The following is a 22,354-nucleotide window of genomic DNA, read 5'->3' on the forward strand; positions in this document are numbered from 1 at the left end:
TCTACGAACGACCTTCCGTGCGCGTTAATCTCTGTTATTTGGCGCCGCCTTCGGCGGCGCGGGTTCGCGGCAGAGTCTACTTCGCGATCTCCTGGACCACCCAGTCGACGCAGCGGGTCAGCTGCGAGACGTCTTCGGGGTCGATGGCCGGGAACATGCCGATGCGGAGCTGGTTGCGGCCGAGCTTGCGGTAGGGCTCGGTGTCGACGATTCCGTTGGCCCGCAGCACCTTCGCGACCTGCGCGGCGTCCACCGACTCGGCGAAGTCCACGGTGCCGACGACCTGCGAGCGGTGCGCCGGATCGGTGACGAACGGCGTGGCGTACTCGCTCGACTCGGCCCAGGTGTACAGCCGCGACGAGGAGTCCAGCGTGCGCTTGACGGTCCAGTCCAGGCCGCCGTTGCCGTTCATCCACTCGATCTGGTCGGCGAACAGCAGCAGCGTCGCCAGCGCCGGGGTGTTGTAGGTCTGGTCCTTGGAGCTGTTGTCGACCGCGATCGGCAGCGACAGGAACTCGGGGGTGAAGCGGCCCGAATCCTTGATCTCCGCAACCCGTTCCAGGGCCTTGGGGCTCATCAGCGCGATCCACAGCCCGCCGTCGGCGGCGAAGCACTTCTGCGGGGCGAAGTAGTACACGTCGGCGTCGGCGATGTTCACCGGCAGGCCGCCCGCGCCGGAGGTGGCGTCGATGGCGATCAGCGCGTTGTCCGAGCCGGCCGGGCGCTGCACCGGAACGGCCACGCCGGTGGAGGTCTCGTTGTGCGCCCAGGCGATCACGTCGGCGGCGGGATCCGACACCGGCTCCGGCGCGGTGCCCGGATCGGTGGAGATGACGATGGGGTCGCCGATGAAGGGGTTCTTCTTGGCCACGGTGGCGAACTTCGAGCTGAACTCGCCGTAGGTGAGGTGCAGCGAGCGCTCCCGGATCAGGCCGAAGGCGGCCGCGTCCCAGAACGCGGTGGTGCCGCCGTTGCCGAGCACCACCTCGTAGCCGTCCGGCAGCGAGAACAGGTCGCGCAGGCCGGCGCGCACCCGCGCCACCACGTCCTTGACCGGCTTCTGACGGTGGCTGGTGCCCATCACCGAGGCGCCGACCTCGGCCAGGGAGCGCAGCTGCTCGGGACGGACTTTCGACGGGCCGCAGCCGAACCGTCCGTCGGCGGGTTTCAGATCGTCGGGGATGGTCGGGAACGCAGCGGTCATGGCCATCAGCCTAAAGGCTGGCCCCGGGTCCGAATGCGGGTGGGTCACCGCCCGCCGCCGCACCCGCGCCGCCGTGATTCGCACATCCGTATTGCCGTGGCGCACGCCACAGTACGGCTACGGTATGGCCATGATCGAGCGCGGCAGGCAAACCCCGGGCACCACACCGCCCGAGCCCGCGCGGGAGCAGCGGGGCGCGCGGGCGAGTACGACGGCCGACGAGTGGCCGGGCGCCCTGGATCGGCCACTACCGCCGGGGGCGTCGAGTCGGTCACTACCGTCTGGGGCGTCGAGTCCAGGCCAGGTGCACCGGCCAGCCGCAGCGGGACCGGCCGCGCGGCGGGCGAATTCGGCACGCGGGCTGGTCGGTCCGCTGGACCGACTGCTGGCACGGCTCGAATCGCGCGGATTCGTGGTGGGTGGCCGGGCACTGTCGCCCGCGGCCCGGCGCGAGCTGCTGGTCCGCGGCATTCCCGCGACGGCGACCGTGCTCGGCGTGCGGCCCCGGCGCACCGAGCCGGGACACCGCTTCTGGGTGCGGGTGCAGGCAGACGGGCAGCAACCCTACGAGACCCGGGTGCGCCAGCGGGTGGACGCCGCGGACCTGGAACTGATGCGGCCCGGCGACGTGGTCGGCTGCCGGGTGGACCCGGGCGACCGCGACCGCGTCGTGCTGTACGTGCCGAGTCCCGCGGAGGCGACCCGGGTCAGCATCGCGAAGATCCTCGCCAACGGCCGCCGCGCCGACGCCACCGTGCTCGCCGCCACCCCCGTCGCCGCCGACTACAGCGGCCGCGACGATCCGGTGCTGCGGCTGGACCTGGAACTGCGGGCGTGGGACGAGCCACGGCCGTGGCGGGTGCGCATCATGCAGCCGGTGCCGCTGACGGCCATCGAACTCGTGGATCTGGGGCGGCATCTGGACGTCGCGTTCTTCGCCGTCGACCGGGGCGAGTCGGTCGCGGTCGACTGGGAGGCGTCGGCGCAACCCTGACGTTCAGGGCAGTTTCACGAATTCGTAACCCTGCGAACGCAATCGGGGCAGCACCGCCGACATGCCCGCCGCGGTACCGGATTTCGGCCGGTGCATGTGGGCGATGGCGATCGCGCCGGGGCGGGCCGCCGACATCGCCTTCTCGACCTGCGCGGCGGAGTAGGTGGCGCCGGCGTCGGCGTTGACGCTGAATCCCACCGGCTGCTCGCCCAATTCGCGCACGATCGCCACGGCGACGTCGTCGTAGTGGGCGGTGCCGGTGCGGAAGAAGCGCGGCGGGTGACCCACCAGGCTGGTCAGCGTCTCGTGGTTGCCCCACACCTCGTCCACCACCTGCTGCGGCGACCCGGTGCCCGCGATGCCGTACGCGGCGCGGCCGTTCACCGACAGCGGGCAGTGCCGGGTGCCGTGGTTGGCGAGTTCGAACAGCGGGTTGGCCGCCAGCCGCGCGGCCCGGGCGGGATCCGCCTCGATCCAGCGCTTGTTGAGGAACAGCGTCGCGGGAATCAGCTGGGAATTCAGGAGATTCAGCAGTTCGGTGTTGATGTCGTTGTTGTCCGGGCCGCCGCAGGCGTCGAACGTCAGCGCGATCCGCTTGCCGCCACCCGGCACCGAGGTAACGATTCCGGGGATGTCCGTCCCCCAGGCCGCGGGCTGCCGACCGGCGTAGTGGCCGGCCACGGCGGGCTGCGGCTGCCGCGCGCCGACGGTCGGCAAGCCGACCCGCACCGCCTCGGCCGTGGTCGAGTTCCCTTGCGCCGCACCGCAGCCCGTGGCCACCAGACCGGCGGTCAGCGCGACCCCGGTCGCCAGCAGTTGCCGTCGCGAGAGCCCACCATCCGACACGGCACGCATGGTACGCCACTTCGGTGACGGCGTCCGCCGACCCGCCGCTGCCGCGAATTCACCTGCGCGCCACGTTCTCCCAGCCCGTCACCGATTCCGGCGTGCGCGGCTCGGGTCCGGTGTAGATGGCGGCCGGGCGAACCAGTTTGCCCAGCTGCTTCTGCTCCAGGATGTGCGCGCACCAGCCGGCCGTGCGGCCGCAGGTGAACATCGCGGGCATCATGTGCGCCGGCACCTCGGCGAAGTCCAGGATCACCGCGGCCCAGAATTCGACGTTGGTCTCGATGGCGCGGTCGGGCCGCCGCTCGCGCAGTTCGGCGAGTGCGGCCTGCTCGAGCGCGGCGGCCACCTCGAAGCGCGGCGCGCCGAGTCGCTGGGCGGTGGCGCGCAGCACGCGGGCGCGCGGGTCCTCGGCCCGGTACACCCGGTGGCCGAAGCCCATCAGCTTCTCCTTGCGGTCCAGGATGCCCTTGACCAAAGCCCGTGCGTCCCCGGTCTTCTCGACCTGTTCGATCATCGGCAGCACGCGCGCGGGAGCGCCGCCGTGCAGCGGGCCGGACATCGCGCCGATCGCGCCGGACAGGCAGGCCGCGACGTCGGCGCCGGTGGAGGCGATGACACGGGCGGTGAAGGTGGAGGCGTTCATGCCGTGCTCGGCGGCCGACACCCAGTAGGCGTCGATGGCCTCGATGTGCCGCGGATCCGGATCGCCCTGCCAGCGGACCATGAACCGCTCGGTGATGGTGTCGTACTCGTCGATCTTGCGCTGCGGCACCGCGGGCTGATAGATGCCGCGCGCCGACTGCGCCACGTACGACAACGCCATCACCGAGGCGCGCGCCAGGTTCTCCCGGGCGGTGTCGTCATCGATGTCCAGTAGCGGCTGGTAGCCCCAGATCGGCGCGAGCATGGCCAGCCCGGCCTGCACGTCGACCCGGACGTCACCGGTGTGCACCGGCAGCGGGAACGGCTCGGCGGGCGGCAGGCCGCGGCCGAACTCGCCGTCGACCAGCAGTGCCCACACGTCGCCGAAGGTCACCTGGTTCGCGACCAGGTCCTGGATGTCGACGCCGCGATAGCGCAGCGCGCCGCCGTCCTTGTCCGGCTCGGCGATGTCGGTGGTGAACGCCACCACCCCTTCCAGACCACTGACGAAATCGGCGGGTACGGCGGGGCCGGTGGAAGCCGTAGCGCTGGTAGCCATGATTGTGACGCTCCTCGGGATTCGGGCCGCTCGATCCGGGGCGGCCACGCGGTATGCGATCCGGCGCCCCTGGGGCCCGCGTGCCCTCACACGCTCTGTCGATCGGGCTTGCCACGACCGCCGGATCCGATGCGACGCCGCCGGGCGGGGCACGGTTGTGCGGGCCGGACGCGCGCGTCGATCAGTAGGAACCTTAGTCCTCCTACTACTGCGGAGTAACGTCTGGTCCATGCGCGACGAGCAGAATTCACCTGGGTCCGCGGCGCGGCCCGAGGCCGCCGGAATCGACCCGGCGCTGCGGGCGCACCTGGACATCGCGGCGATGCGGGCGGAGTACGGCGGCGACCCGGATCTGGACGAATCGTGGCTGGTGGACGGCTGGGAACCGCTCCTGCGCGGATGGATCGAGCAGGCCACGCGCGCCGGGATCGCCGAGCCGAACGCGATGGTGCTGGCCACGGTCGAACTGACCGACGCCGGTCCACGCCCGGCCTCGCGAACCGTGTTGTGTAAAGGCCTCTCGGCCGAGGGTGTGACTTTCTACACGAACTACGACTCCGCCAAGGGCCTGCAACTGGCGGCCGTCCCGCACGCCTCGATCACCTTCGCCTGGCCCGCGCTCGGCCGGCAGGTGACGCTGCGCGGCCCGGTCGTGACGGTTCCCACGGAGGTCACGTCCGTGTATTGGCGCTCGCGGCCGCGCAATTCGCAGTTGGGCGCCTGGGCGTCGCAGCAGTCGCGGCCGATCGCCTCGCGCACGGACCTGGACCGGGCGCTGACCGACGTGACCACCAGATTCGAAGGCGTGGAACAGATTCCGGTCCCGGCGAACTGGGGCGGCTACCTTCTGCAGCCCGAACAGGTCGAGTTCTGGCAGGGCCGGCGCAGCCGGCTGCACAACCGGATCCGGGTGTCGCTGGAGGCGGGGAACATCGATCCTTCGGCCATGAAGGTCGAGCGTCTGCAACCCTGACAGCAAGGCTTGTAATCATGGGATGAATCACCGAAAATCGGTGCCCATGAGCCTGTTCGCACCGTTACTGTTCCGTCGGTGAAGCTCCTCGCGGATACCGCTCCGCTACGTGATCGGGACTATCGGCGGCTGTGGACCACGGGCATCGTCACGGTGATCGGCGCACAGCTGTCGGTGGTCGCGGTGCCCCAGCAGATCTTCGAGATCACCGGCAGCTCCGGTTACGTGGGCATGGCCGGCCTGTTCGGACTGGTGCCGCTGATCGCGTTCGGCCTGTGGGGCGGCGCGCTCGCCGACGTCATGGACCGGCGCAAACTGCTGCTGATCACCAGTGCGGGTACGGGACTCACCGCGCTCGCGTTCTGGGCCCAGGCCGCCGCCGGGCTGCGCAACGTGTGGCTGGTGCTCGGCCTGTTCGCGGTGCAGCAGGCGTTCTTCGCGGTGAACCAGCCCACCCGGGCCGCGATCTTCCCGCGACTGCTGCCCGACGAACTGCTCCCGGCGGCCAACTCGCTCAACATGACGGTGACGCAGTTCGGCGCGATCGCCGGACCGGTGCTGGCCGGCGCGCTGATCCCGCTGGCCGGGCTGCAGACGCTGTACCTGCTCGACGCGATCGCCCTGCTGGCCACGCTGTGGGCGGTGTGGCGGCTGCCGCCCGTGCCGCCGACCGGGACCCAGCGGCGGGCCGGGCTGCGGACCGTCGTCGAAGGCTTCACCTACCTCGCCACCCAGCGCATCCTGCTCGCCTCGTTCGCGGTCGACATCATCGCGATGGTGTTCGGCATGCCGCGGGCGCTGTTCCCGCAGATCGCGCGCGACAGTTTCGGCGATCCGGCGAGCGGCGGCGTCGCCCTGGGCCTGCTGTTCGCGGCCATCTCGGCGGGCGCGGTGGCGGGCGGCGTGTTCTCCGGCTGGCTCAGCCACGTCCGGCGCCAAGGCCTGGCGGTGGTGGTGTGCATCGTGCTGTGGGGTCTGGCGATGGTCGGCTTCGGGCTGGCCGTCGGGGCCACCGGGCAGAGCCTGTCGGTCCGCGCCGGATTGTGGATCGCGTTGGCGTTCCTGGCATTCGGCGGCGCGGTGGACATGTTCTCGGCCGCGCTGCGGACCACCATGCTGCAGCAGGTGGCCACCGACGAGATGCGCGGGCGGCTGCAGGGAGTGTTCATCGTGGTGGTCGCGGGCGGTCCGCGCATCGGTGATGTTGCCCACGGTTTCGCCGCCGCCGCACTGGGAACCGCGGCCGCCGCGGCGGGCGGCGGAGTGCTGGTGGTGGTCGGCGTGATCGTCGCCGCCGTGGCCTTCCCGGCGTTCGTCCGCTACCGCGTCGCTCGCGCGCACGCCGAGGTCCCGGCGTCGTAGCCGGGCGTCCGGCCTGCGCGGATCGCCCGGTCGCCGCGGGGATCCGCCCGGCCGGTCGGCATCCGGCTCGCCAATACCACGCCGTGCCGGTCGAGCTCACCTCACGACGAAGTGACCGTGAGGTAGTTAACGCCGACCCTCGCTGATCACCTGCACCACCCAGCGACTAGCGTTGAGGTAGGCGCATCGGACGCCGACCGCGTTCGGTGCCTACGGTTCTAGCCTGAGAGGGATCCTTCCGTGCCCGCTGAGAACATCATCAACGTCGACGACGACGCCAAGCCGGTACTGTCCTACCCCGGTGGGGACTACCCCATGACGGTCACCAAGGCCGCCGAGGGCAACGACGGGATCGAACTCGGCAAGCTGCTGGCCAGCACCGGATACGTCACCTACGACCCCGGGTTCACCAACACCGCCCCGACCAAATCGTCGATCACCTACATCGACGGCGAGGCCGGCATCCTGCGCTATCGCGGCTACCCGATCGAGCAGCTGGCCGCGAGCTCGAACTTCATCGAGGTCAGCTACCTGCTGATCTACGGCGAGCTGCCGACCCAGGCCCAGCTCGACGACTTCACCGACCGGATCCGGCGGCACACCCTGCTGCACGAGGATCTAAAGCGCTTCTTCGACGGCTTCCCCCGCAACGCGCACCCGATGCCGGTGCTGTCGTCGGCGGTGAACGCGCTGTCGGCGTACTACCAGGACTCGCTGGACCCCCGCGACCCGGAGCAGGTCGAGCTGTCCACCATCCGGCTGCTGGCCAAGCTGCCCACCATCGCGGCGTACTCGTACAAGAAGTCGGTCGGCCAGCCGTTCCTCTACCCGGACAACTCGCTGTCGCTGGTGGAGAACTTCCTGCGGATGACCTTCGGCTTCCCCGCCGAGCCCTACGAGGTCGACCCCGAGGTCGCCGCGGCGCTGGACATGCTGCTGATCCTGCACGCCGACCACGAGCAGAACTGCTCCACCTCGACCGTGCGCCTGGTCGGCTCCTCCGACGCCAACCTGTTCACCTCGGTGTCCGGCGGCATCAACGCGCTGTGGGGCCCGCTGCACGGCGGCGCCAACCAGGCCGTGCTGGAGATGCTCGACGAGATCAAGGCCACCGGCGGTGACGTCAAGGAGTTCATCCGCAAGGTCAAGAACAAGGAAGACGGCGTGAAGCTGATGGGCTTCGGGCACCGCGTCTACCGCAACTACGACCCGCGCGCCACCATCGTCAAGAAGACCGCCGACCAGATCCTCGGCAAGCTCGGCGTGCAGGACCCGCTGCTCGACATCGCCAAGGCCCTCGAGGAGGCCGCGCTCACCGACGACTACTTCGTCGAGCGCCGCCTCTACCCGAACGTCGACTTCTACACCGGCGTCATCTACCGCGCCATGGGCTTCCCCACCCGCATGTTCACCGTCCTGTTCGCGATGGGCCGCCTCCCCGGCTGGATCGCCCACTGGCGCGAACTGCACACCGAGCCCATCAAGATCGGCCGCCCCCGCCAGATCTACACCGGCTACGGCGCCCGCGACTACAGCAACATCGACGGCCGCTGAACGTAGGTTTCCGTCGAACCCGCTCAGGAGACACGCGAAACCCGCTTTCTCGACACCCGAAACCCGCTTTCCCTTGGGGGAAAGCGGGTTTCGTCGTTCCGGCAAGAGAAAGCGGGTTTCGTCGTTTCCGGGGGTTTACAAGGGAACCGGGTCGCCGTAGACCACGATGGTGTCGTCGGCGAGGGCGGATTTCGTTGTCAAGGTGGCGTAGGAGCGGATGGCGGCGGGGCCGAGGCAGCCGTCGATGCGGACGCTGGATTCCTGGACGCCGATCAGGGCGCGGGAATTGCGGACCGGGCCGGTGGCCAGGGGGATGTCGACGACCGAGCCCATCGCCAGTGCCACTTCGACGCCGGGGCCGAGTTGCATTCCGGGATAGACCTTCACGGTGGTTTCCAGGGCGTTGTCGTCGTCGGACTGCTCCGAGGTGGCCGGTTTGTCCGGCTTGTTCTTGGCGCCGCCCTTCTTGGGCCGCACCGTGACGCTCGACTTGTCCCCGCCCGCGGGGTTCGCGTCGACGCCGAACAGCGACGCCAGGCCCTGCACACCCGCCACGATCGAGGTGACCGCCACCGCGCAGCCGACCTGGTACCCCATGGTCAGGGTGGCCTCCTTCAGCCGCGCGCCGGATCCGGTCAGGGTGGCGTAGGCCTCGTTGCTGACCAGCGCCTCCCGGGCCAGCATCGAACCGGTGTCCACCCGTCGCACGGTTTCCGAACGCTGCCCGAGAACGACCGCGCGGCCGCCGTGGAGTTTCGACGAGAGTTCGTGCGGCACAGCGGGAACCGTGTCAGCCGCGGCGGTCGGTGCCGGCACCGCCGACAGCGACACGGCGACCGCCGCGGCGGCGAGCGAGAACGCGATACGCATGCGTCGCCACAGCCCGGTCAGATGGCGACCGGATCGCCGTACACCGCGACCGAGTCGTCGACCTCCGCCGATTTCGCGGCGATGATCGTGTAGGAGCGGATGCTGGCGGGCCCGAGGCAACCGTCGACGTGTACGTGCGCGTTGCGCGTGGTGATGAACGCCCGGGTGCCCTCGAGCGGCTTCTCCCCGGTGGGCAGGTCCACGATCTTCCCCGGCTGCAAGGTGACGTCGAACTTCGGCGCCACCGACGCGGTCGGGCCGAGCGTGGCCCCGACGGTCGGCGTCGGGATGCTCGGGTTGATCTGGATGCCGGGAGTGAATCCGGCCGTCACCGACGCGCCCAGCGTGACGGTCTTCAAGTCGACCGCGCACCCCACGTGATAGCCGGTCCGCAGCACGACGCCTTGGAGCGCGGTCCCGCTGCCGCCGATCGAACCGTAGGCCTGGTTGGTCGCGAAGACCTCCCGCGTGGTGCCGATGCCGTTGAGCGGCAGCACTCGGTCGGTCACCTCGTCCCGGTGCCCCACGCGCAGCTGCCAGCCGTCCGCCATCGCGACGGAATCCTCGTGCGACGGCAGCGGCAGCACCTCGGCGCTGCCGTTCGGCGCACCGGCTATCAGCGCGGCGCCCAGCGCCGCCGCGGCCGAGATCAACATTGTGGTCCGCATGGTCTTCCCCACCCTCCATCGAAGCCGGGTCGGCGCTCTTCGGCAACCGATCGGCGTTGGCGAGCGGGAACGCTAGGGCCGCGGATTCGCCGGGCGCAATCGCGGAAGCGCCGGGGCGCGAGAAGGTTCCAGCTCACCCGGGCCGACCGGGATGTACGGTCCGGACGCACCGCGCTGCCTCGGCTTTCCCGGCCGCCCGCCCCGCGAACGAAAAATACTGGTCGGCAAGGGAACTGAACCGGACGCACCTGCGTCCTACCCTTCAGTAGAGATCAGCGATCGGCCCGTGCGGCCGGTCTCACGAAGCGTTCCGGGGGCACACATGAAGTCGGCAACCACCAACGCCAGTCAACCGAGTCACGGCCGTTCCCCGCGTCAGGAGTTCGCGCGGCGGCTGTCCGCGCTGCATCGGGCGGCGGGCGCGCCCTCGCTGCGCAATGTCGCCATGCTGGCGCAGCAGCGCGGCGACGAGGTCACCGGCAAGGGGCGCTCGGCGCTGGCGTCGGCGCAGCGGATCAGCGACTGGATGAGCGGGCGCAATGTGCCCGCCAAGTTCGAGTCGCTGCTGCCGGTGCTGCAGGTGCTGGCCGCGCGGGCGCGGCGGCGGTCCGGCGCGCCCGGCGAGACCGTGAATCTGCGGGCCTGGCGGGCACTGTGGGCCGCGGCGCGCACCGCGCCGACGGGTCCGTCCGCGGGTCCGGCGGCGCAGCTGTATCCGGAGCAGGGCACCTATCTGCGCGAGCACGAGACGGTGTTCTTCGGTCGGCAGCGGGCCCTCGCCTCGCTGCTGGAGCTGGTGCGCGCGTCGGCGAGCCCGCACCGGGCCGCGGACCTGGTCGTACTGACCGGCGCCTCGGGCATCGGCAAGTCGTCGCTGCTGCGGGCGGGGGTGCTCGCGGTGCTGGGCGCCGAGACCGAGCGGTGGTCGACGGCGATCACGACACCGAGCACGAGCGCGACGCACACGCTGAACCGAATCTTCAGCGACATAGCGGATTTCGTGGACAACGCGGGCGGTGACGCCCGGGTTCAGCCCGACCGGCGGCCGCTGCTCGTCGTCGACCAGTTCGAGGAGCTGTTCGACCCGGGCGTGGAACCGGCTGTGCGAGAGAGCTTCCTGCTGTCGTTGAAGCGGCTGTGCACGGTCGGGTCGGTCATCGTCGCGGTGCGGTCCGATCATCTCGCCGAGTGCGCGCAGTATCCCTGGCTCGCACATGCCATCCAGCACAACAGTTTTACGCTGAATCCGATGACGCGCCAGGAGCTCACCTCGGCGATCGTCGGGCCGCCGCGCACTCGCGGGGTGACCGTGGACCCCGGCGTGGTCGAGCTGCTGCTGACCGCCCTCGAGACGCCTCGGTACTCGGTCGACCGCCAGAACGCCGACCCTGGCGTACTGCCCGTGCTGCACGCGACGATGCGGTCGATGTGGTCGTGCCACAGCGAGAATCGGCTGGAGGTGGCCGACTACCGGAGGGTCGGCGGTCCCGAGCGCACGGTGCGCGCGCTCGCCGAACAGGCCTGGGCCCGGCTGTCCCCGGACGAGCAGGCCGACGCGCGCCAGATCCTGCTTGCCCTGGTCACCGTGCATCGCGACGGGAGTGTGACGCGCCGCCGGCTGGCGGGGGCGGAGTTGCGCCGCATCGCCGGGCAGACCCCGTCGGGGGCGAAGCTCGCCGACCGGCTGGTGCGGGCGCGACTGGTGACCGTCGACTACAAGCACGCCACCCTGGTGCACGAGACGCTGCTCGGCTGGGAGCGCCTGGCGGGCTGGATCTCCGAGCACCGCACCGCGCTGCTGTGGCGCCACCGCATCGAGGACGACGCCACGGAATGGGATGCCGCCGACCGCGATCCGGGCCTGCTGTACCGCAGCGTCCGGCTGACCTCGGCCGTCCGCCACGCCAGCCCGGCGCTCAGCGCGGTCGCCACGGACTTCCTGCGCGCCTCCGCGCGGGCCGAACTGTCCTCCCCGGAAACACGCGAGGGCCTGAGCACCGAACCGCCGGACCCGAACGGCCCGTCCGCGCGCCCCCCGCGCGGTCCCTCGGAATACATCAGGAGCTAGCCGGGCGACCCGCGTCGCAACAGGGAAATCAGCCGCCGGTCCGCCAGACTGGGGACATGGCCGCGCCACCGCCCGCGCCCGCCGAGCCACCGGAACCCGGCGGCCCGCAGTCCCGCGCGGATCCCGGCCGGCGAATGCCGCCCTGGCTGCCGCGTGCGATGGCGCTGGGATTCGTCTTTCTCGGGCTGTTCGAGCTGGCCGACTGGGCGTTTCACCGGCTGCTGGGGATTCTGATCATCATGCTGGTGGCGTTCTTCGTGTCACTGGCGATGGAGCCGGCGGTCGGGGTGCTGGTGGGCCGGGGGATGCATCGCGGAGTGGCGACGGGGCTGGTGTTCGTCGCCGTATTCGTCTGTGTCGCAGGGTTTATCGCGGCGCTGGCCACGCTGCTGGTGGAGACCGTGAGCAATCTGGTCGACGAGGCGCCGCGGCTGGTGAACGACCTCGTCGACTGGGTCAATCGCACCTTCCATCAGAACTTCACGCTGCACGAGCTGTCGGATCGGCTGCTGCGCGACTCCGACGTCATCAACGGATACGCCTCGCGGGCGGCGAACAACGTGTGGGGCGTGTCGAGCACCATCCTCGGCGGGCTGGTCCAGTTCCTGACGATCGCGTTGTTCAGCATCTACCTGACCGCCGACGGCCCGAAACTGCGTCGCGCGCTGTGCTCGCTGCTGCCGCCGCCCCGCCAGGACACCGTGCTGCACGCCTGGGACCTGGCGATCGAGAAGACCGGCGGCTACCTGTACTCCCGGGCCCTGCTCGCGGTCATCTCGGCGGTCGCGCACGGCGCGTTCCTGGCGATTCTGGGGTTGCCGAACGCGGTGGCCCTGGGCGTCTGGTTCGGCGTCATCGCCTCGTTCGTGCCGACCGTCGGCACCTACATCGCGGGCGTGCTGCCCGTGCTGGTGGCACTGGCGAACCAGCCCATCGACGCGGTGTGGATCATCCTGTTCTCGATCGTCTACCAGTGGTTCCAGGACTACCTGCTGCAACCGCGCATCACCCAGCGCACGGTCGACGTGCACGCGGCCGTCGCGTTGCTGGCGGTGCTGGCGGGCGGTGCGCTGCTCGGCGCGGTGGGCGCGCTGCTCGCCATCCCGGCCACCGCCACCGTGCAGGCCTTCTTCAGCGAGTACGTGAAACGCTATGCGGTAGCGGACGATCCGCGCATCGCCCGCACGACCTCGGCCCGCAAGCGGCGGCGCAGAGCCGCGGCCGAACGCGACGAGAGCGCCGAATGAATTGGACCGCCCCGTCTTTGGCGGAACCGGCAGGTCCCGGGTGCCCGGCCGCGGGACAAGCCGTTGTTAAGCGGACAGGAAGCGCCGTCGCGCACAGTGGTTTTCGCGAGGGAAACACCTCGCCCACCCGGCCCGCATCGCGCCGGTCTGTTCGCTGGGAGGGGACGGCAGGCCGGAATGGTCACCGATGCGGGCCGGGCCGGCCCCCGACCGCGCGGAGCGGCGGTGCGAGCGACGAGGCCCGCACGGCAACGCGGTCCGGCCGCTCCGCCCGCCGGGGGACGCGCGAATAAATCAGCTGCGTGCGCGCCGGTGCGCGTGCGATCGTCGATCCATGGCGATCCCCTCCGACATCACCCTGCGAGCGGCGACCGAGGCGGACCTCCCCGCCGCGAACAACCTGCTCACGAATGCCTTCGGCGGTGCGCCGGACCCCGAGATGGAGCGGGCCTTCGCCGAGCAGAGCACCGCGCTCTTCCCGGTCGAGCGGCGGATCCTGGCGGTGGACGGCGACCGGATCGTCGGCCACACCGAGGACACCACCATGACGCTCACGGTGCCCGGCGAACGCACCGTCCAGGCGAACGGGGTCGCGGGCGTGGCGGTGGCGCCCACCCATCGGCGACGCGGCATCCTGCGCGCGATGTACACCGAGATGCACCGCCGCGCCGAGGCCGCCGGGCTGCCGCTGACCATCTTCACTGCCAGCGAGGGCACCATCTACGGCCGCTTCGGCTACGGCCCGGCCGTGCTGGAGAACCGGGTGTCGATCGACCGCCGATTCGCCGAATTTCGGCCCACCACACCGGATCCCGGCGGCGTCGAGCTGATGCGCATGGACGCCGACGCGTCCCCGATCGTCACCCGCCTGTACGACCGCTGGCGGCGGCGCACACCCGGCGCGCAGGAACAGCCGGAGCCCGCCTGGCAGCTGAAGCTCGCCCGCTTCGGCGTCTCCAAGGGGCTGTTCGCACTCGTCCACGCGGACGGGTACGCGCTGTACCGGCACGAACGGTCCGAGTCGGGGCTGGTGGCCGACGTACTCGAGGTGCGAACCCTCACCACCGAGGCGCACGCCGCGCTGTGGCGGGTGCTGCTCGGCCTCGACCTGGTCCGCACCGTGGAGACCACGCTCAGCGACGACGACCCGCTCCCCTACCTGCTCACGGACCCGCGCCTGGTGCGCACCACCGGGCGCTGGGACGGATTGTGGCTGCGGGTGATGGACGTCCCGGCCGCGCTGTCGGCCCGCGGGTACAGCGCCGATCTGGACCTCGTGCTCGGGGTGCACGACCCGTTCCGCGCGGCCGGCGGCACATTCGCCCTGCGCGTTCGCGACGGTGTCGCCGAATGCGAGCCCAGCACCGCGGCGCCCGATGTGGAACTCGGCATCGACGTCCTCGGCAGCCTGTACCTCGGCGCCCACCGCGCCCGCATCTTTGCGGCGGCAAACCGCTTGCAGGCCAAGGATTCCGCGCACCTGCGCGCCTTCGACGCGGCGTTCGCGTCGGACCGCGCGCCGGTGCTCGGCTGGTTCTTCTGAGCCCGGCGTTGCCGGTCCGCCCGAAAGCGCAGGGGGACGGTCGGTTTGCGCGCCGGTGGCCGGACGCGCTCCCGGCTGGCATGCTGGAGGCGTGACCCTGATCCGGTTCGTCCTGAACGTGCTGTGGCTGGTCTTCGCCGGCTTCTGGATGGCCGTGGGCTACCTGCTGGCGGGCATCGTGTGCTGTCTGCTCATCGTGACCATTCCGTTCGGCATCGCGTCGTTCCGCATCGCCGCCTATGTGCTGTGGCCGTTCGGTCGCGAGGTGGTGGCGCGGCCGGGCGCGGGGGTGCCGTCGCTGGTCGGCAATGTGATCTGGGTCGTCGTGGCGGGGTGGTGGCTGGCGCTGGGGCATCTGCTCACCAGCATTCCGCTGTTCGTGTCGATCATCGGGATCCCGTTCGGGTGGGCCAACCTCAAACTCGTCCCGGTCTCGCTGATGCCGCTCGGGCGCGAGATCGTGCCCAGCGACGGGGCGTTCGGGCGCTGAGCGCTACTCCGATTCGCTCACAATCTGTTTCATGATGCCGACGGCGTCGTCGAGCACCTTCAACTGCTCGGGCGTCAGGCCGGAGAGCTGCTCGGTCATCCACGCCTCGCGGGCGTTGTTCTCGTCCTGGATCAGCGCGCGGCCGGCGTCCGAGAGCGAGACGATGATCTGGCGGCCGTCGGTGGGATGCGGGTTGCGTTCCACCAGTTGCAGTTCCGCCAGCGAGGCGATCACCCGCGTCATCGACGGCGGCTGCACCCTTTCCTTGGCGGCCAGCGCCCCGGGCGTCATGGCGCCTTCCCGATTCAACGTCGCCAGTGCCGACAGCTGGGTCAGCGAAATCTGGGCGTCGGCGCGGCGACCCCGGAGATGTCGCGTCAGGCGCACGACCGTCAGCGAGAGTTCGGCCGCCAGCGCACGGATGTCGGAAGGCGTTGTCACAGTGGCAAACGATACGGGACACACCACCGGTAGACGCCCGTTCACGCCGTATGGTGGACGACGTGACCCAGAAAGTGCCGGAGATTCCGCCGCGCCTGACCGATCCACGCCCGGTTCTGGCGGTCGGAACCGTGCTGTGGGCGGTCGCGACCGTCCTGGTGTGGGTCACCGAAGACTGGGCCGACGCCCGGCCGATATGCCTGATGGGACTGGGTGTGGGGCTGCTCGGTTACACAATTTTCGTGATCCAGCGACGCGGTGCGCGGCGCGGCGACAAGGGTGCCCAGACAGGTCTGTAAAGACATTCGTCCCACCCCTTGGTCATGCGTCCATGACAGACTTTAACGGCGCGCGAATTGACTGTTCGGCTCCTTCCCGCTTAACTGCGTTGAGTGTCCTCCCGATTGAGCGTCGAAGAACGTCGAGCCCACCTTATCGAGGCGGCCATCGGACTCGCCGAAAAAAAGGGTGTTGCTGGTGTGACCACACGCGATGTGGCTCAGGCAGCCGGAGTTTCGCTCGGTGTGGTGCATTACTGTTTCGAAAACAAGGACGCGCTGATGACCGAGTTGGTCAAGGCGTTGTCGATGGAATTACGCGATTCCGTGGAGACCAACGAAACGGTCTGGCAGGACGTCGGAAGTGGAAAAGAATCGCTTCAAAGTTTGGTACGCGCGAGTCTGGAACTTCTGTGGTTGAACATCGAAGCCACCCCGGAACGCCAGTTGCTGACCTACGAAACGACCACTTACGCGCTGCGGGAAAGCGAACAGACGCCGGCGAAACTCGCGATCGCGCGCGAGCAGTACACGTTCAACGATTCCACCGTCGGCGATGTTCTCGAACACGCCCGTGACGCAACCGGGACGCAGTGGCGTGTCCCGGTGCAGACCCTGAGCCGCTTCACGCTCTCGGTCATCGACGGCATCGTGCTGCGCTGGCTGGTCGACAACGACAGCGCCGCCGTGCGCGGGCAGCTGGACGTGCTGGCGGAGATGGTCGCGAGTTACGCGGCCTGAGTGTGTCGCCGTGCGGGGTGTGCGGCCGGAAAACAAGCCGCGCACGGCTTTTCGGCTATCGAGGCGGCCGCTGCACGTGGGTGACGTCGTCCGCACGCCACCAGGGCACCGCGACGGTGGCTTCGCAGGCGCCGGTCAACCGGACCCGGAGCCGGTCGTGCAGCACGAGCGGCCCGGCCGGCGTCGGCAGACCGAACTGCAGCCGCAGGACCACGCCGAGCGGTTCGTCCGCCCAACTGCTCACCACACCGTCACCCAGCACCTCGGCGGACACCGCCTCGGAGACCAGCGGCAGGTCGAGCAGGGTGGCCAGCGCCGGGGCGGTCTCGATGTCGCCGGCGACCAACCGGTCCGGCGGCACGGCCAGGCCGTACCAGGGTTCGTCCAGCACCAGCGCGTCGGCCGGATCGATCACCGCGCCCGACAGCGCCCGAACCCGTTCGGGCAGGCCGAGTTCGTCGAGATCCAGCCGGTCCACCACCGCGGCGAGCCGCCGATGCACCTGCGAGATCGCCTCGGGCGCGGGCGTTTTCGCGGGATCGGCGAGCGCGTCGAGCAGGGCCGTGGCCAATTCCGTTGTGATGGTGCGCGAATCGGCCAGCACGCCGCGCAAGGCGTCGATGTCGGCGGGCGCGAAACCGGCCAGTTCCGGTAGCAGAGCGGCGAATATGGGATCGTCGGGTGCGCGGAACAGGCCGAGCGGGCGGCCCTCGACACGCGCGTGCCGCCGCAGCCACCACGCGGTGTAACCGTCGCGGTCGGCGAGCAGGCGGCGGGTCGCGGGCTCGGACAGCAACAGCCGCAACGCATCCGGCCAGCGCGCCTCGTCGACCAGGTCGAGATCGCGCACGGCGGCCAGCTCCGGAGGGTCCTCAACGAGGCCGTCCCACCAGGCTTCCTCGTCGTCGAGCTGGTGGTCCGGGCCGGTCGGGTCGCTCTCGGAGACGACCGTGAAGCCCCAGCCGACGCCGACGGCACGCAGCGTCGCCGCGCCGTGGCGCTCGGCGAACGCGGAATCGACCGTGCCGAACGGCGAGTCGGGCACCAGCACGGCGGCCAGCGGGGCGCCGGGGAGCAGCAGTTCGTCGGCGGGCAGCGCCGCGCCGGTGTCGTCGGGCAGTTCGAGCAGACCGAGCCAGGACGGCAGCGCGGCGGGATCGGCGGACGAGGTCAGTTGCGCGGCGAGGCCCAGCACGGCGTCGACGGTGTCGGGGTCGCCCGGCTCGTGCTCGAGTTCCGCGCGCAGGGCCGGGTCGTCGAGCAGGTCACCGGCGGTCACCAGGCGGGCGCCGAGCCGGCCCAGCAGCTCGTGCGCGGCCTCCGGATGTACCAGGCGGGCCCAGCGCACCGGGATCGGCACCGCGAGCCGGTCGTCCAGCACCACCGTGCGCGGGCCGGTGACCAGGCGGCCGTCGGCCAGCGGCACGGCCAGCGCGCCGAGTTCCTCGACGGCCAGCGGGTCGCTGACGAACGGTTCCACGGCGTCGTACAGCGAATACCACCACTGCGGCGGGCGTTCCAGGCCGATCGACAGTTCGGCGATGCGGGCCAGGCCGATGCGGTGCACGTCGAGCGCGGCCAGCGCGTCGGACAAAGTGCCGCCCGACAGCTCCGGAACGACCAGCGACCCTACGACATCCGCCAGCAGTTCGGCCAATTCGGCGGTGACGCCGGGGAATACGCTCGCGCGCTGCGGCGCGGCCGTGGAGCGGCCGTCCTGTTCGACCACCGGAAGCCACGACGCGGATCGCAGTTCGGCGAGCAGGGCCTCGCGCAGCCCCGCGTCGGTCTCGCTGCGGGCGAAGCCGGGCGTCGGCACCAGTACGAGCCGGTCGCGGGGCGGCAGTGCGCGCGCGAAATCGGCGTAACCGGCGGCCAATTCGGCGATCCGCGCGCCGGGGAGCAGGCGGCGGCGGTCCGGCTGCATCGCGATGTCGGCGATGAGCAGGGCGGGGACGGACAGTTCCTCGTCGGATCGGGTCGGCGCGCGCAGCACGTCCGGTGCGACCGGTCGGGGGCGGCCCGCGTGCACGGGGAGCAGCCAGCGCGCGCGGCCGGTGGCGTACTGCCACCAGGTGTGCTGGTCGTCCGGGCCGGTGATGCGCAGTTCCTGTAGGCCGTCGCCGAGATCGGTGAGGGCAGCGGCGAATTCGTCAGGGCCGATGCGAATGTCGCGCAGGGCGGGCAGTTCCAGCAGCAGGTCGGTGGCCTCGGCGCGCATCGACGCCAGCAGGGCCTCGGCGTCGACGTCGGCGCGCAGGCGGAGCACGACCTCGCTGTCGAAACCGGCGGCGGGTGCGGCCGCGGCGGGCCAGGCCAGGCGCAGGACGGGCGGGCGGAAATCGGTGCCGTCGTCCGGGAGGCGAATGTCGTGGTGGCGCAGTTCGTTCCGCGTCTCGGCCAGGGAGAATCGCAATGAGCCGGTGGTGGAACGGAATTCGATCTCGTCGCCCGCAGCGAGCACGGCGGTGAAGCCTACCCCGAATCGACCCACGGTCGACCCCGCGCCCGGCTTCGCCGACACTCGCAGCGCGGTCAACGCGTGGACACCCGAAATATCCAGCGGTACACCGGTATTCGCGATATGCAGCTCGGTGTCCTCCAGCCACACCGCGAGGCGACCAGGGACCGCCGCCTTGGCCGCCGCGTCGGCGGCGTTCTGCGCCAGCTCGGTCAGCAGCCGGTCCCGATAACCGGCCCGCACCAGATCGGCCTCGGTGGCGGCGTCCTCACGCAGCCGCGTCGGCGAATCCCGCCACGCGGCAAGCACACCCGCCCGCAGCGCCGCCGTCCCGAACGGATCCGCCCCCTCCGCGCTCAGCGCTCCTCCGCTCCCTCGGCATCCCCGTGCTCCACCCGCACCGCCGACACACCCCACCCCTCGCTGTACCGAGTCCCCTCCCCAGCACTTCCGTCCTCGGAGTCCGGCGCAGGCGCATTCACCGCCACCGCATCCGCAACCTCCACCCGCACATCCCCGCCGGCCTCCGAGGCCGTCGTGACCTGTGCTGCCTCAGCCGCATTCGATGCCGCGTCTTCGGCTGCCGAATCCGGTGTATCTGCGTCCGTGGCGGGTACCGACTGCGTCCCGCCTGTCATGGGCTCTTCGGCGGCGGCAGCGGTGTCCGGCCCCGGGGCGCTCGCCTCCGCTGCCGCAACAGGTGTAACCGCTACGCCCGCAGCGTTTTCGGCGCGCACGGCATCGTCCACGGCATCCGTGTTCGCGATCGCCGCGTCGGGCTCCGCGTTGGCGACCGCTACCTCGCTGGTGTCCTGCGGCTGCCCAGCAGGATCACTGTCCTGCGAATGCTCTGCGCCCGAGGCCGCGTAGGTGGGAGTCGCGGTGTCCTCGTCGGGGGACGGTTCGGTGGAACCCGCAGGAGCAGAGGAGGTTTCATCGGTGGTGGCCGTGTCGTTCGCCGACTCCGCAGGCTCGGCAGGAACCGTGGAGGCAGTGTCGGAGACGGGCGCGGCAGCCGTGGATTCACTGTCGAAAGCCGACTGCTCCGTCGTCACCGCAGGGCTCGCGTCCGCCGCCGCATCGGCCGGATAGACCGAAGGCGAGGCACTCGAAACATCCTGCCGCGCACTGGTTTCCACCGGCGAGGCACCGGAAACCGCATCGGGGTCGATAGCCGACTCGTCGCCGCCCGCCGAATCAGCGGCGAGCGCAGCCGTATCCTCCGCAGCCTCGCCGGTCCCCGATGCCGACTCGGCGGCAGTATCCGACCCGCCTGTGGATTCCCCGCCAGCATCCTGAGCTTCGCCGTCCGAATCCACCGCAGCATTCTCCGAGTCACTCACGGAGACAGCCGCAGCACTTCCAGACTCACCAGCCGTATCGGCCGCAGCGCTCAACGACTCACGAGCGGAGACGTCCGCAGCACTCTCCAACTCGTGAGTGGAGTCGGCCGCTGTGCTCGACGACTCACGAGCGGAGTCGGCCGCAGCATTCTCCGACTCACCAGCGGAGACGTCCGCCGCGTTCTCCGACTCGCCCTCGGAGACGACCGCAGCACTCTGCGATTCGCCAGCGGAACCGCCCGCAGCGCTCGTCAACTCGCCAGCCGAGTCGGCCGCAGCGGCCTCCTGCTTGCCAGCCGAGTCGGCCGCTGCACTCTCCGGCTCACCGCGCGGGTCGGCCACAGGGCTCTCAGATTCGGCGACGGCACTCGGCGGTTCGGCGGAGGGCGTGGGGTCCGCCGCCGACACGCCCGGCGAGGCGGTGTTTTCCTCCGATGCGCCGGAGTCCGTGTCGGGGGTCTCGCCCGGCGCTAGCGCCGATTCGCTGTCGGGCGTGTCCTGCCCGCTGGACGAGCCGCGCAGGGCCTCGGGCGGGATGATTTCGATGGCGGCGTCGTCGTAGGCCTCGTAGAGGGGGGAGCCGCCGCCGGTGGGGACGACGGTGTCGGAGTGGGCGCCGCAGCCGTATTCGGTGTGGACTACGCGGCCGTCGGCGCCCATCGCGTTGCCACAGACGCCGAAGGCGGCGCGCAGGGCGCCGGCCAGCGGGACGAAGAAGCCGCAGACGCCGCAGGTGGAGGGGGCGGCGCGGGCCATGTCGGTGTCGGGGCCGTATTCGGAGTACCAGCGCTCGGCGGCCTCCTCGCGGCCCTCGCGGCTGAGCACCTGGCTGCGGCCCAGGCCGATCTCCTCGGCCACCTCGTCGACCACCGGGTCGCCCGTCGCCATATAGCCGGGGACCAGGCGCGGATCGTCGGGCCGCGGCGCGAGCAGGTCGCCCGGGGCCAGGTCGCCGGGGCGGACCCGCTGGTCCCAGGGCACGAACTCGGGCGCGACCAGCGCGTCCGGACCGGGCAACAGGGCGGACTCGCTCACCGTCGCACGGTCGGCGTCCGGCGGCGCCGCCACCACGACGGCCCACTGCCAGCCTCGATAGCCGGGCAGGGTGGCCGCGAAGTGGTGCGTCGCCGCGCAATCGTCCTCCGCCGTCACGCCCAGATGCTCGCCGACACCGGTCGGCTGCAACTCCGCAAGCGCACGGCGGGCCAGGTCGACCGCCTCCGCGAGGATCGGTCGCACACCGGACTCCGAAACAGAAACTGCGCTCACGCCCTACATTTTGCCGTATGAAGCGCAAACGCCGTGCGTGGGCCGCGACCGGACCGATCTTGCTGGCCGCGATGGCCCCCGGAGCCGTCGCCTGTGCGGCTCCCGACAGTGCTCAGCGGCTACGCGTCGAGGTGGTGGCGACCCACCCGCACGATCGCGCCGCCTTCACCGAGGGCCTGGAGCGAGTCGGCGACGTGCTCTACGAGAGCACCGGTCTCGCGGGCCGTTCCGACGTGCGCGCCACCGACGCCGCGGGCCGCACGGTCACCGCCACACTCCCCGCGGAGTACTTCGGCGAGGGCGTCACCAAGGCGGGCGCGACTGTGTGGCAACTCACTTGGAAGAACGAGACCGCCTTCGCCCGCGACCCCGACACCCTCGCCGAACGCGGGCGCGTCCACTACGACGGCGAGGGCTGGGGCCTGTGCACCCGCGGCGACCGCCTCGTCATGAGCAACGGCACCGGCACCCTCACCTTCCGCGACCCTGTCACCTTCGCACCGACCGGCTCGATCCGGCTCACCAGCCACCAGAAGGCCCGGCTCAACGAGTTGGATTGCGCCGCAGACGGTTCGGTGTACGCGAATGTGTGGCCGACCGATCACATCCTGCACATCGATCCGGACACCGGCACGGTGCTGGACGACATCGACGCGGGCGGACTGCTGTCCGCCGCCGACCGCGCCGGCACCGATGTACTCAACGGCATCGCCCAGGTGCCGGGCACCGACCACTTCCTCGTGACCGGAAAATACTGGCCGGTCCTGTTCGAGGTCCGCTTCGTCCCGGCGTGAACGG

Annotated in this window: 19 protein-coding genes; 11 read left to right on the forward strand and 8 right to left on the reverse strand. The window is 70.7% G+C overall.

Going from position 1 to position 22,354, the window contains the following annotated elements:
- Window positions 1-76: 76 nt before the first annotated feature.
- Window positions 77-1,204: a phosphoserine transaminase gene (serC, locus tag IU476_RS09120; RefSeq protein ID WP_195098579.1), complete on the reverse strand. Its 1,128-nt coding sequence runs from the start codon at window positions 1,202-1,204 to the stop codon at window positions 77-79.
- Between serC and IU476_RS36005 the strand changes: the two genes are divergently transcribed.
- Window positions 1,203-2,198: a hypothetical protein gene (locus tag IU476_RS36005; protein ID WP_228823341.1), complete on the forward strand. Its 996-nt coding sequence runs from the start codon at window positions 1,203-1,205 to the stop codon at window positions 2,196-2,198. The genes serC and IU476_RS36005 overlap by 2 nt on opposite strands.
- A gap of 3 nt (window positions 2,199-2,201) precedes the next feature.
- Here the strand turns inward: IU476_RS36005 and IU476_RS09130 are convergent, their stop codons facing one another.
- Complete coding sequence (locus tag IU476_RS09130; RefSeq protein WP_324193947.1) at window positions 2,202-3,044, reverse strand: polysaccharide deacetylase family protein; 843 nt, start codon at window positions 3,042-3,044, stop codon at window positions 2,202-2,204.
- Window positions 3,045-3,102: 58 nt separating this feature from the next.
- Window positions 3,103-4,248 (reverse strand): citrate synthase 2, encoded by a 1,146-nt coding sequence (locus tag IU476_RS09135; protein WP_195098581.1) that lies wholly within the window; start codon window positions 4,246-4,248, stop codon window positions 3,103-3,105.
- A gap of 322 nt (window positions 4,249-4,570) precedes the next feature.
- Here IU476_RS09135 and pdxH point away from each other — a divergent pair, with 322 nt between their 5' ends.
- The 3 genes from pdxH to IU476_RS09150 all read left to right on the forward strand — a co-directional run bounded on the left by pdxH (window position 4,571) and on the right by IU476_RS09150 (window position 8,137).
- Window positions 4,571-5,221, forward strand: a complete 651-nt coding sequence (gene pdxH, locus IU476_RS09140) for a pyridoxamine 5'-phosphate oxidase (protein ID WP_195098746.1) — start codon at window positions 4,571-4,573, stop codon at window positions 5,219-5,221.
- A gap of 78 nt (window positions 5,222-5,299) precedes the next feature.
- Entirely contained in the window at window positions 5,300-6,583 is a 1,284-nt protein-coding gene (locus tag IU476_RS09145; protein WP_195098582.1) for an MFS transporter, read from the forward strand.
- 240 nt (window positions 6,584-6,823) lie between these two features.
- Complete coding sequence (locus IU476_RS09150) at window positions 6,824-8,137, forward strand: citrate synthase (protein WP_195098583.1); 1,314 nt, start codon at window positions 6,824-6,826, stop codon at window positions 8,135-8,137.
- 135 nt (window positions 8,138-8,272) lie between these two features.
- Here IU476_RS09150 and IU476_RS09155 read toward each other — a convergent pair whose 3' ends face one another.
- A complete protein-coding gene (locus tag IU476_RS09155; protein ID WP_195098584.1) occupies window positions 8,273-9,007 on the reverse strand; it encodes an MspA family porin in 735 nt (244 codons plus the stop codon).
- 17 nt (window positions 9,008-9,024) lie between these two features.
- On the reverse strand, window positions 9,025-9,675 hold the full coding sequence (locus IU476_RS09160; protein WP_195098586.1) for an MspA family porin: 651 nt from the start codon (window positions 9,673-9,675) through the stop codon (window positions 9,025-9,027).
- Between the two features lie 322 nt (window positions 9,676-9,997).
- Here IU476_RS09160 and IU476_RS09165 point away from each other — a divergent pair, with 322 nt between their 5' ends.
- The 4 genes from IU476_RS09165 to IU476_RS09180 all read left to right on the forward strand — a co-directional run bounded on the left by IU476_RS09165 (window position 9,998) and on the right by IU476_RS09180 (window position 15,023).
- On the forward strand, window positions 9,998-11,743 hold the full coding sequence (locus IU476_RS09165) for an ATP-binding protein (protein WP_195098587.1): 1,746 nt from the start codon (window positions 9,998-10,000) through the stop codon (window positions 11,741-11,743).
- Between the two features lie 56 nt (window positions 11,744-11,799).
- Window positions 11,800-12,990 carry an AI-2E family transporter gene (locus IU476_RS09170; protein ID WP_228823342.1) on the forward strand — a complete coding sequence of 397 codons (1,191 nt, stop codon included), beginning with the start codon at window positions 11,800-11,802 and terminating at the stop codon, window positions 12,988-12,990.
- Between the two features lie 334 nt (window positions 12,991-13,324).
- Window positions 13,325-14,533, forward strand: a complete 1,209-nt coding sequence (locus IU476_RS09175; protein ID WP_195098588.1) for a GNAT family N-acetyltransferase — start codon at window positions 13,325-13,327, stop codon at window positions 14,531-14,533.
- Window positions 14,534-14,633: 100 nt separating this feature from the next.
- Window positions 14,634-15,023 (forward strand): YccF domain-containing protein, encoded by a 390-nt coding sequence (locus IU476_RS09180; protein ID WP_438943991.1) that lies wholly within the window; start codon window positions 14,634-14,636, stop codon window positions 15,021-15,023.
- A gap of 3 nt (window positions 15,024-15,026) precedes the next feature.
- On the opposite strand, the gene IU476_RS09185 is transcribed toward IU476_RS09180, so the two are convergent.
- Window positions 15,027-15,464 carry a MarR family winged helix-turn-helix transcriptional regulator gene (locus IU476_RS09185; RefSeq protein WP_195098590.1) on the reverse strand — a complete coding sequence of 146 codons (438 nt, stop codon included), beginning with the start codon at window positions 15,462-15,464 and terminating at the stop codon, window positions 15,027-15,029.
- 62 nt (window positions 15,465-15,526) lie between these two features.
- Between IU476_RS09185 and IU476_RS09190 the strand changes: the two genes are divergently transcribed.
- Both IU476_RS09190 and IU476_RS09195 read left to right on the forward strand, forming a co-directional pair.
- On the forward strand, window positions 15,527-15,763 hold the full coding sequence (locus IU476_RS09190) for a DUF2530 domain-containing protein (RefSeq protein ID WP_438943986.1): 237 nt from the start codon (window positions 15,527-15,529) through the stop codon (window positions 15,761-15,763).
- Window positions 15,764-15,868: 105 nt separating this feature from the next.
- A complete protein-coding gene (locus IU476_RS09195; RefSeq protein ID WP_228823343.1) occupies window positions 15,869-16,483 on the forward strand; it encodes a TetR/AcrR family transcriptional regulator in 615 nt (204 codons plus the stop codon).
- Window positions 16,484-16,538: 55 nt separating this feature from the next.
- On the opposite strand, the gene IU476_RS09200 is transcribed toward IU476_RS09195, so the two are convergent.
- Window positions 16,539-19,253 (reverse strand): sacsin N-terminal ATP-binding-like domain-containing protein, encoded by a 2,715-nt coding sequence (locus tag IU476_RS09200; protein WP_195098592.1) that lies wholly within the window; start codon window positions 19,251-19,253, stop codon window positions 16,539-16,541.
- A 47-nt stretch (window positions 19,254-19,300) separates the two neighbouring features.
- Entirely contained in the window at window positions 19,301-21,556 is a 2,256-nt protein-coding gene (locus IU476_RS09205) for a DUF3027 domain-containing protein (protein WP_324193949.1), read from the reverse strand.
- Between the two features lie 17 nt (window positions 21,557-21,573).
- On the opposite strand from IU476_RS09205, the gene IU476_RS09210 reads away from it, so the two are divergent.
- Entirely contained in the window at window positions 21,574-22,350 is a 777-nt protein-coding gene (locus tag IU476_RS09210; protein ID WP_195098595.1) for a glutaminyl-peptide cyclotransferase, read from the forward strand.
- The last annotated feature ends 4 nt before the right edge of the window (window positions 22,351-22,354 follow it).

The sequence above is a fragment of the Nocardia blacklockiae genome (genome assembly GCF_015477355.1).
Taxonomy (GTDB): Bacteria; Actinomycetota; Actinomycetes; order Mycobacteriales; family Mycobacteriaceae; genus Nocardia; species Nocardia blacklockiae.

Coding starts and splice junctions, on each gene's coding strand:
- IU476_RS36005 (WP_228823341.1), top strand. CDS start 1,203: ATGGCCATCAGCCTAAAGGCTGGCCCCGGGTCCGAATGCGGGTGGGTC.
- serC (WP_195098579.1), bottom strand. CDS start 1,204: ATGACCGCTGCGTTCCCGACCATCCCCGACGATCTGAAACCCGCCGAC.
- IU476_RS09135 (WP_195098581.1), bottom strand. CDS start 4,248: ATGGCTACCAGCGCTACGGCTTCCACCGGCCCCGCCGTACCCGCCGAT.
- pdxH (WP_195098746.1), top strand. CDS start 4,571: ATGCGGGCGGAGTACGGCGGCGACCCGGATCTGGACGAATCGTGGCTG.
- IU476_RS09155 (WP_195098584.1), bottom strand. CDS start 9,007: ATGCGTATCGCGTTCTCGCTCGCCGCCGCGGCGGTCGCCGTGTCGCTG.
- IU476_RS09160 (WP_195098586.1), bottom strand. CDS start 9,675: ATGCGGACCACAATGTTGATCTCGGCCGCGGCGGCGCTGGGCGCCGCG.
- IU476_RS09165 (WP_195098587.1), top strand. CDS start 9,998: ATGAAGTCGGCAACCACCAACGCCAGTCAACCGAGTCACGGCCGTTCC.
- IU476_RS09170 (WP_228823342.1), top strand. CDS start 11,800: ATGGCCGCGCCACCGCCCGCGCCCGCCGAGCCACCGGAACCCGGCGGC.
- IU476_RS09175 (WP_195098588.1), top strand. CDS start 13,325: ATGGCGATCCCCTCCGACATCACCCTGCGAGCGGCGACCGAGGCGGAC.
- IU476_RS09210 (WP_195098595.1), top strand. CDS start 21,574: ATGAAGCGCAAACGCCGTGCGTGGGCCGCGACCGGACCGATCTTGCTG.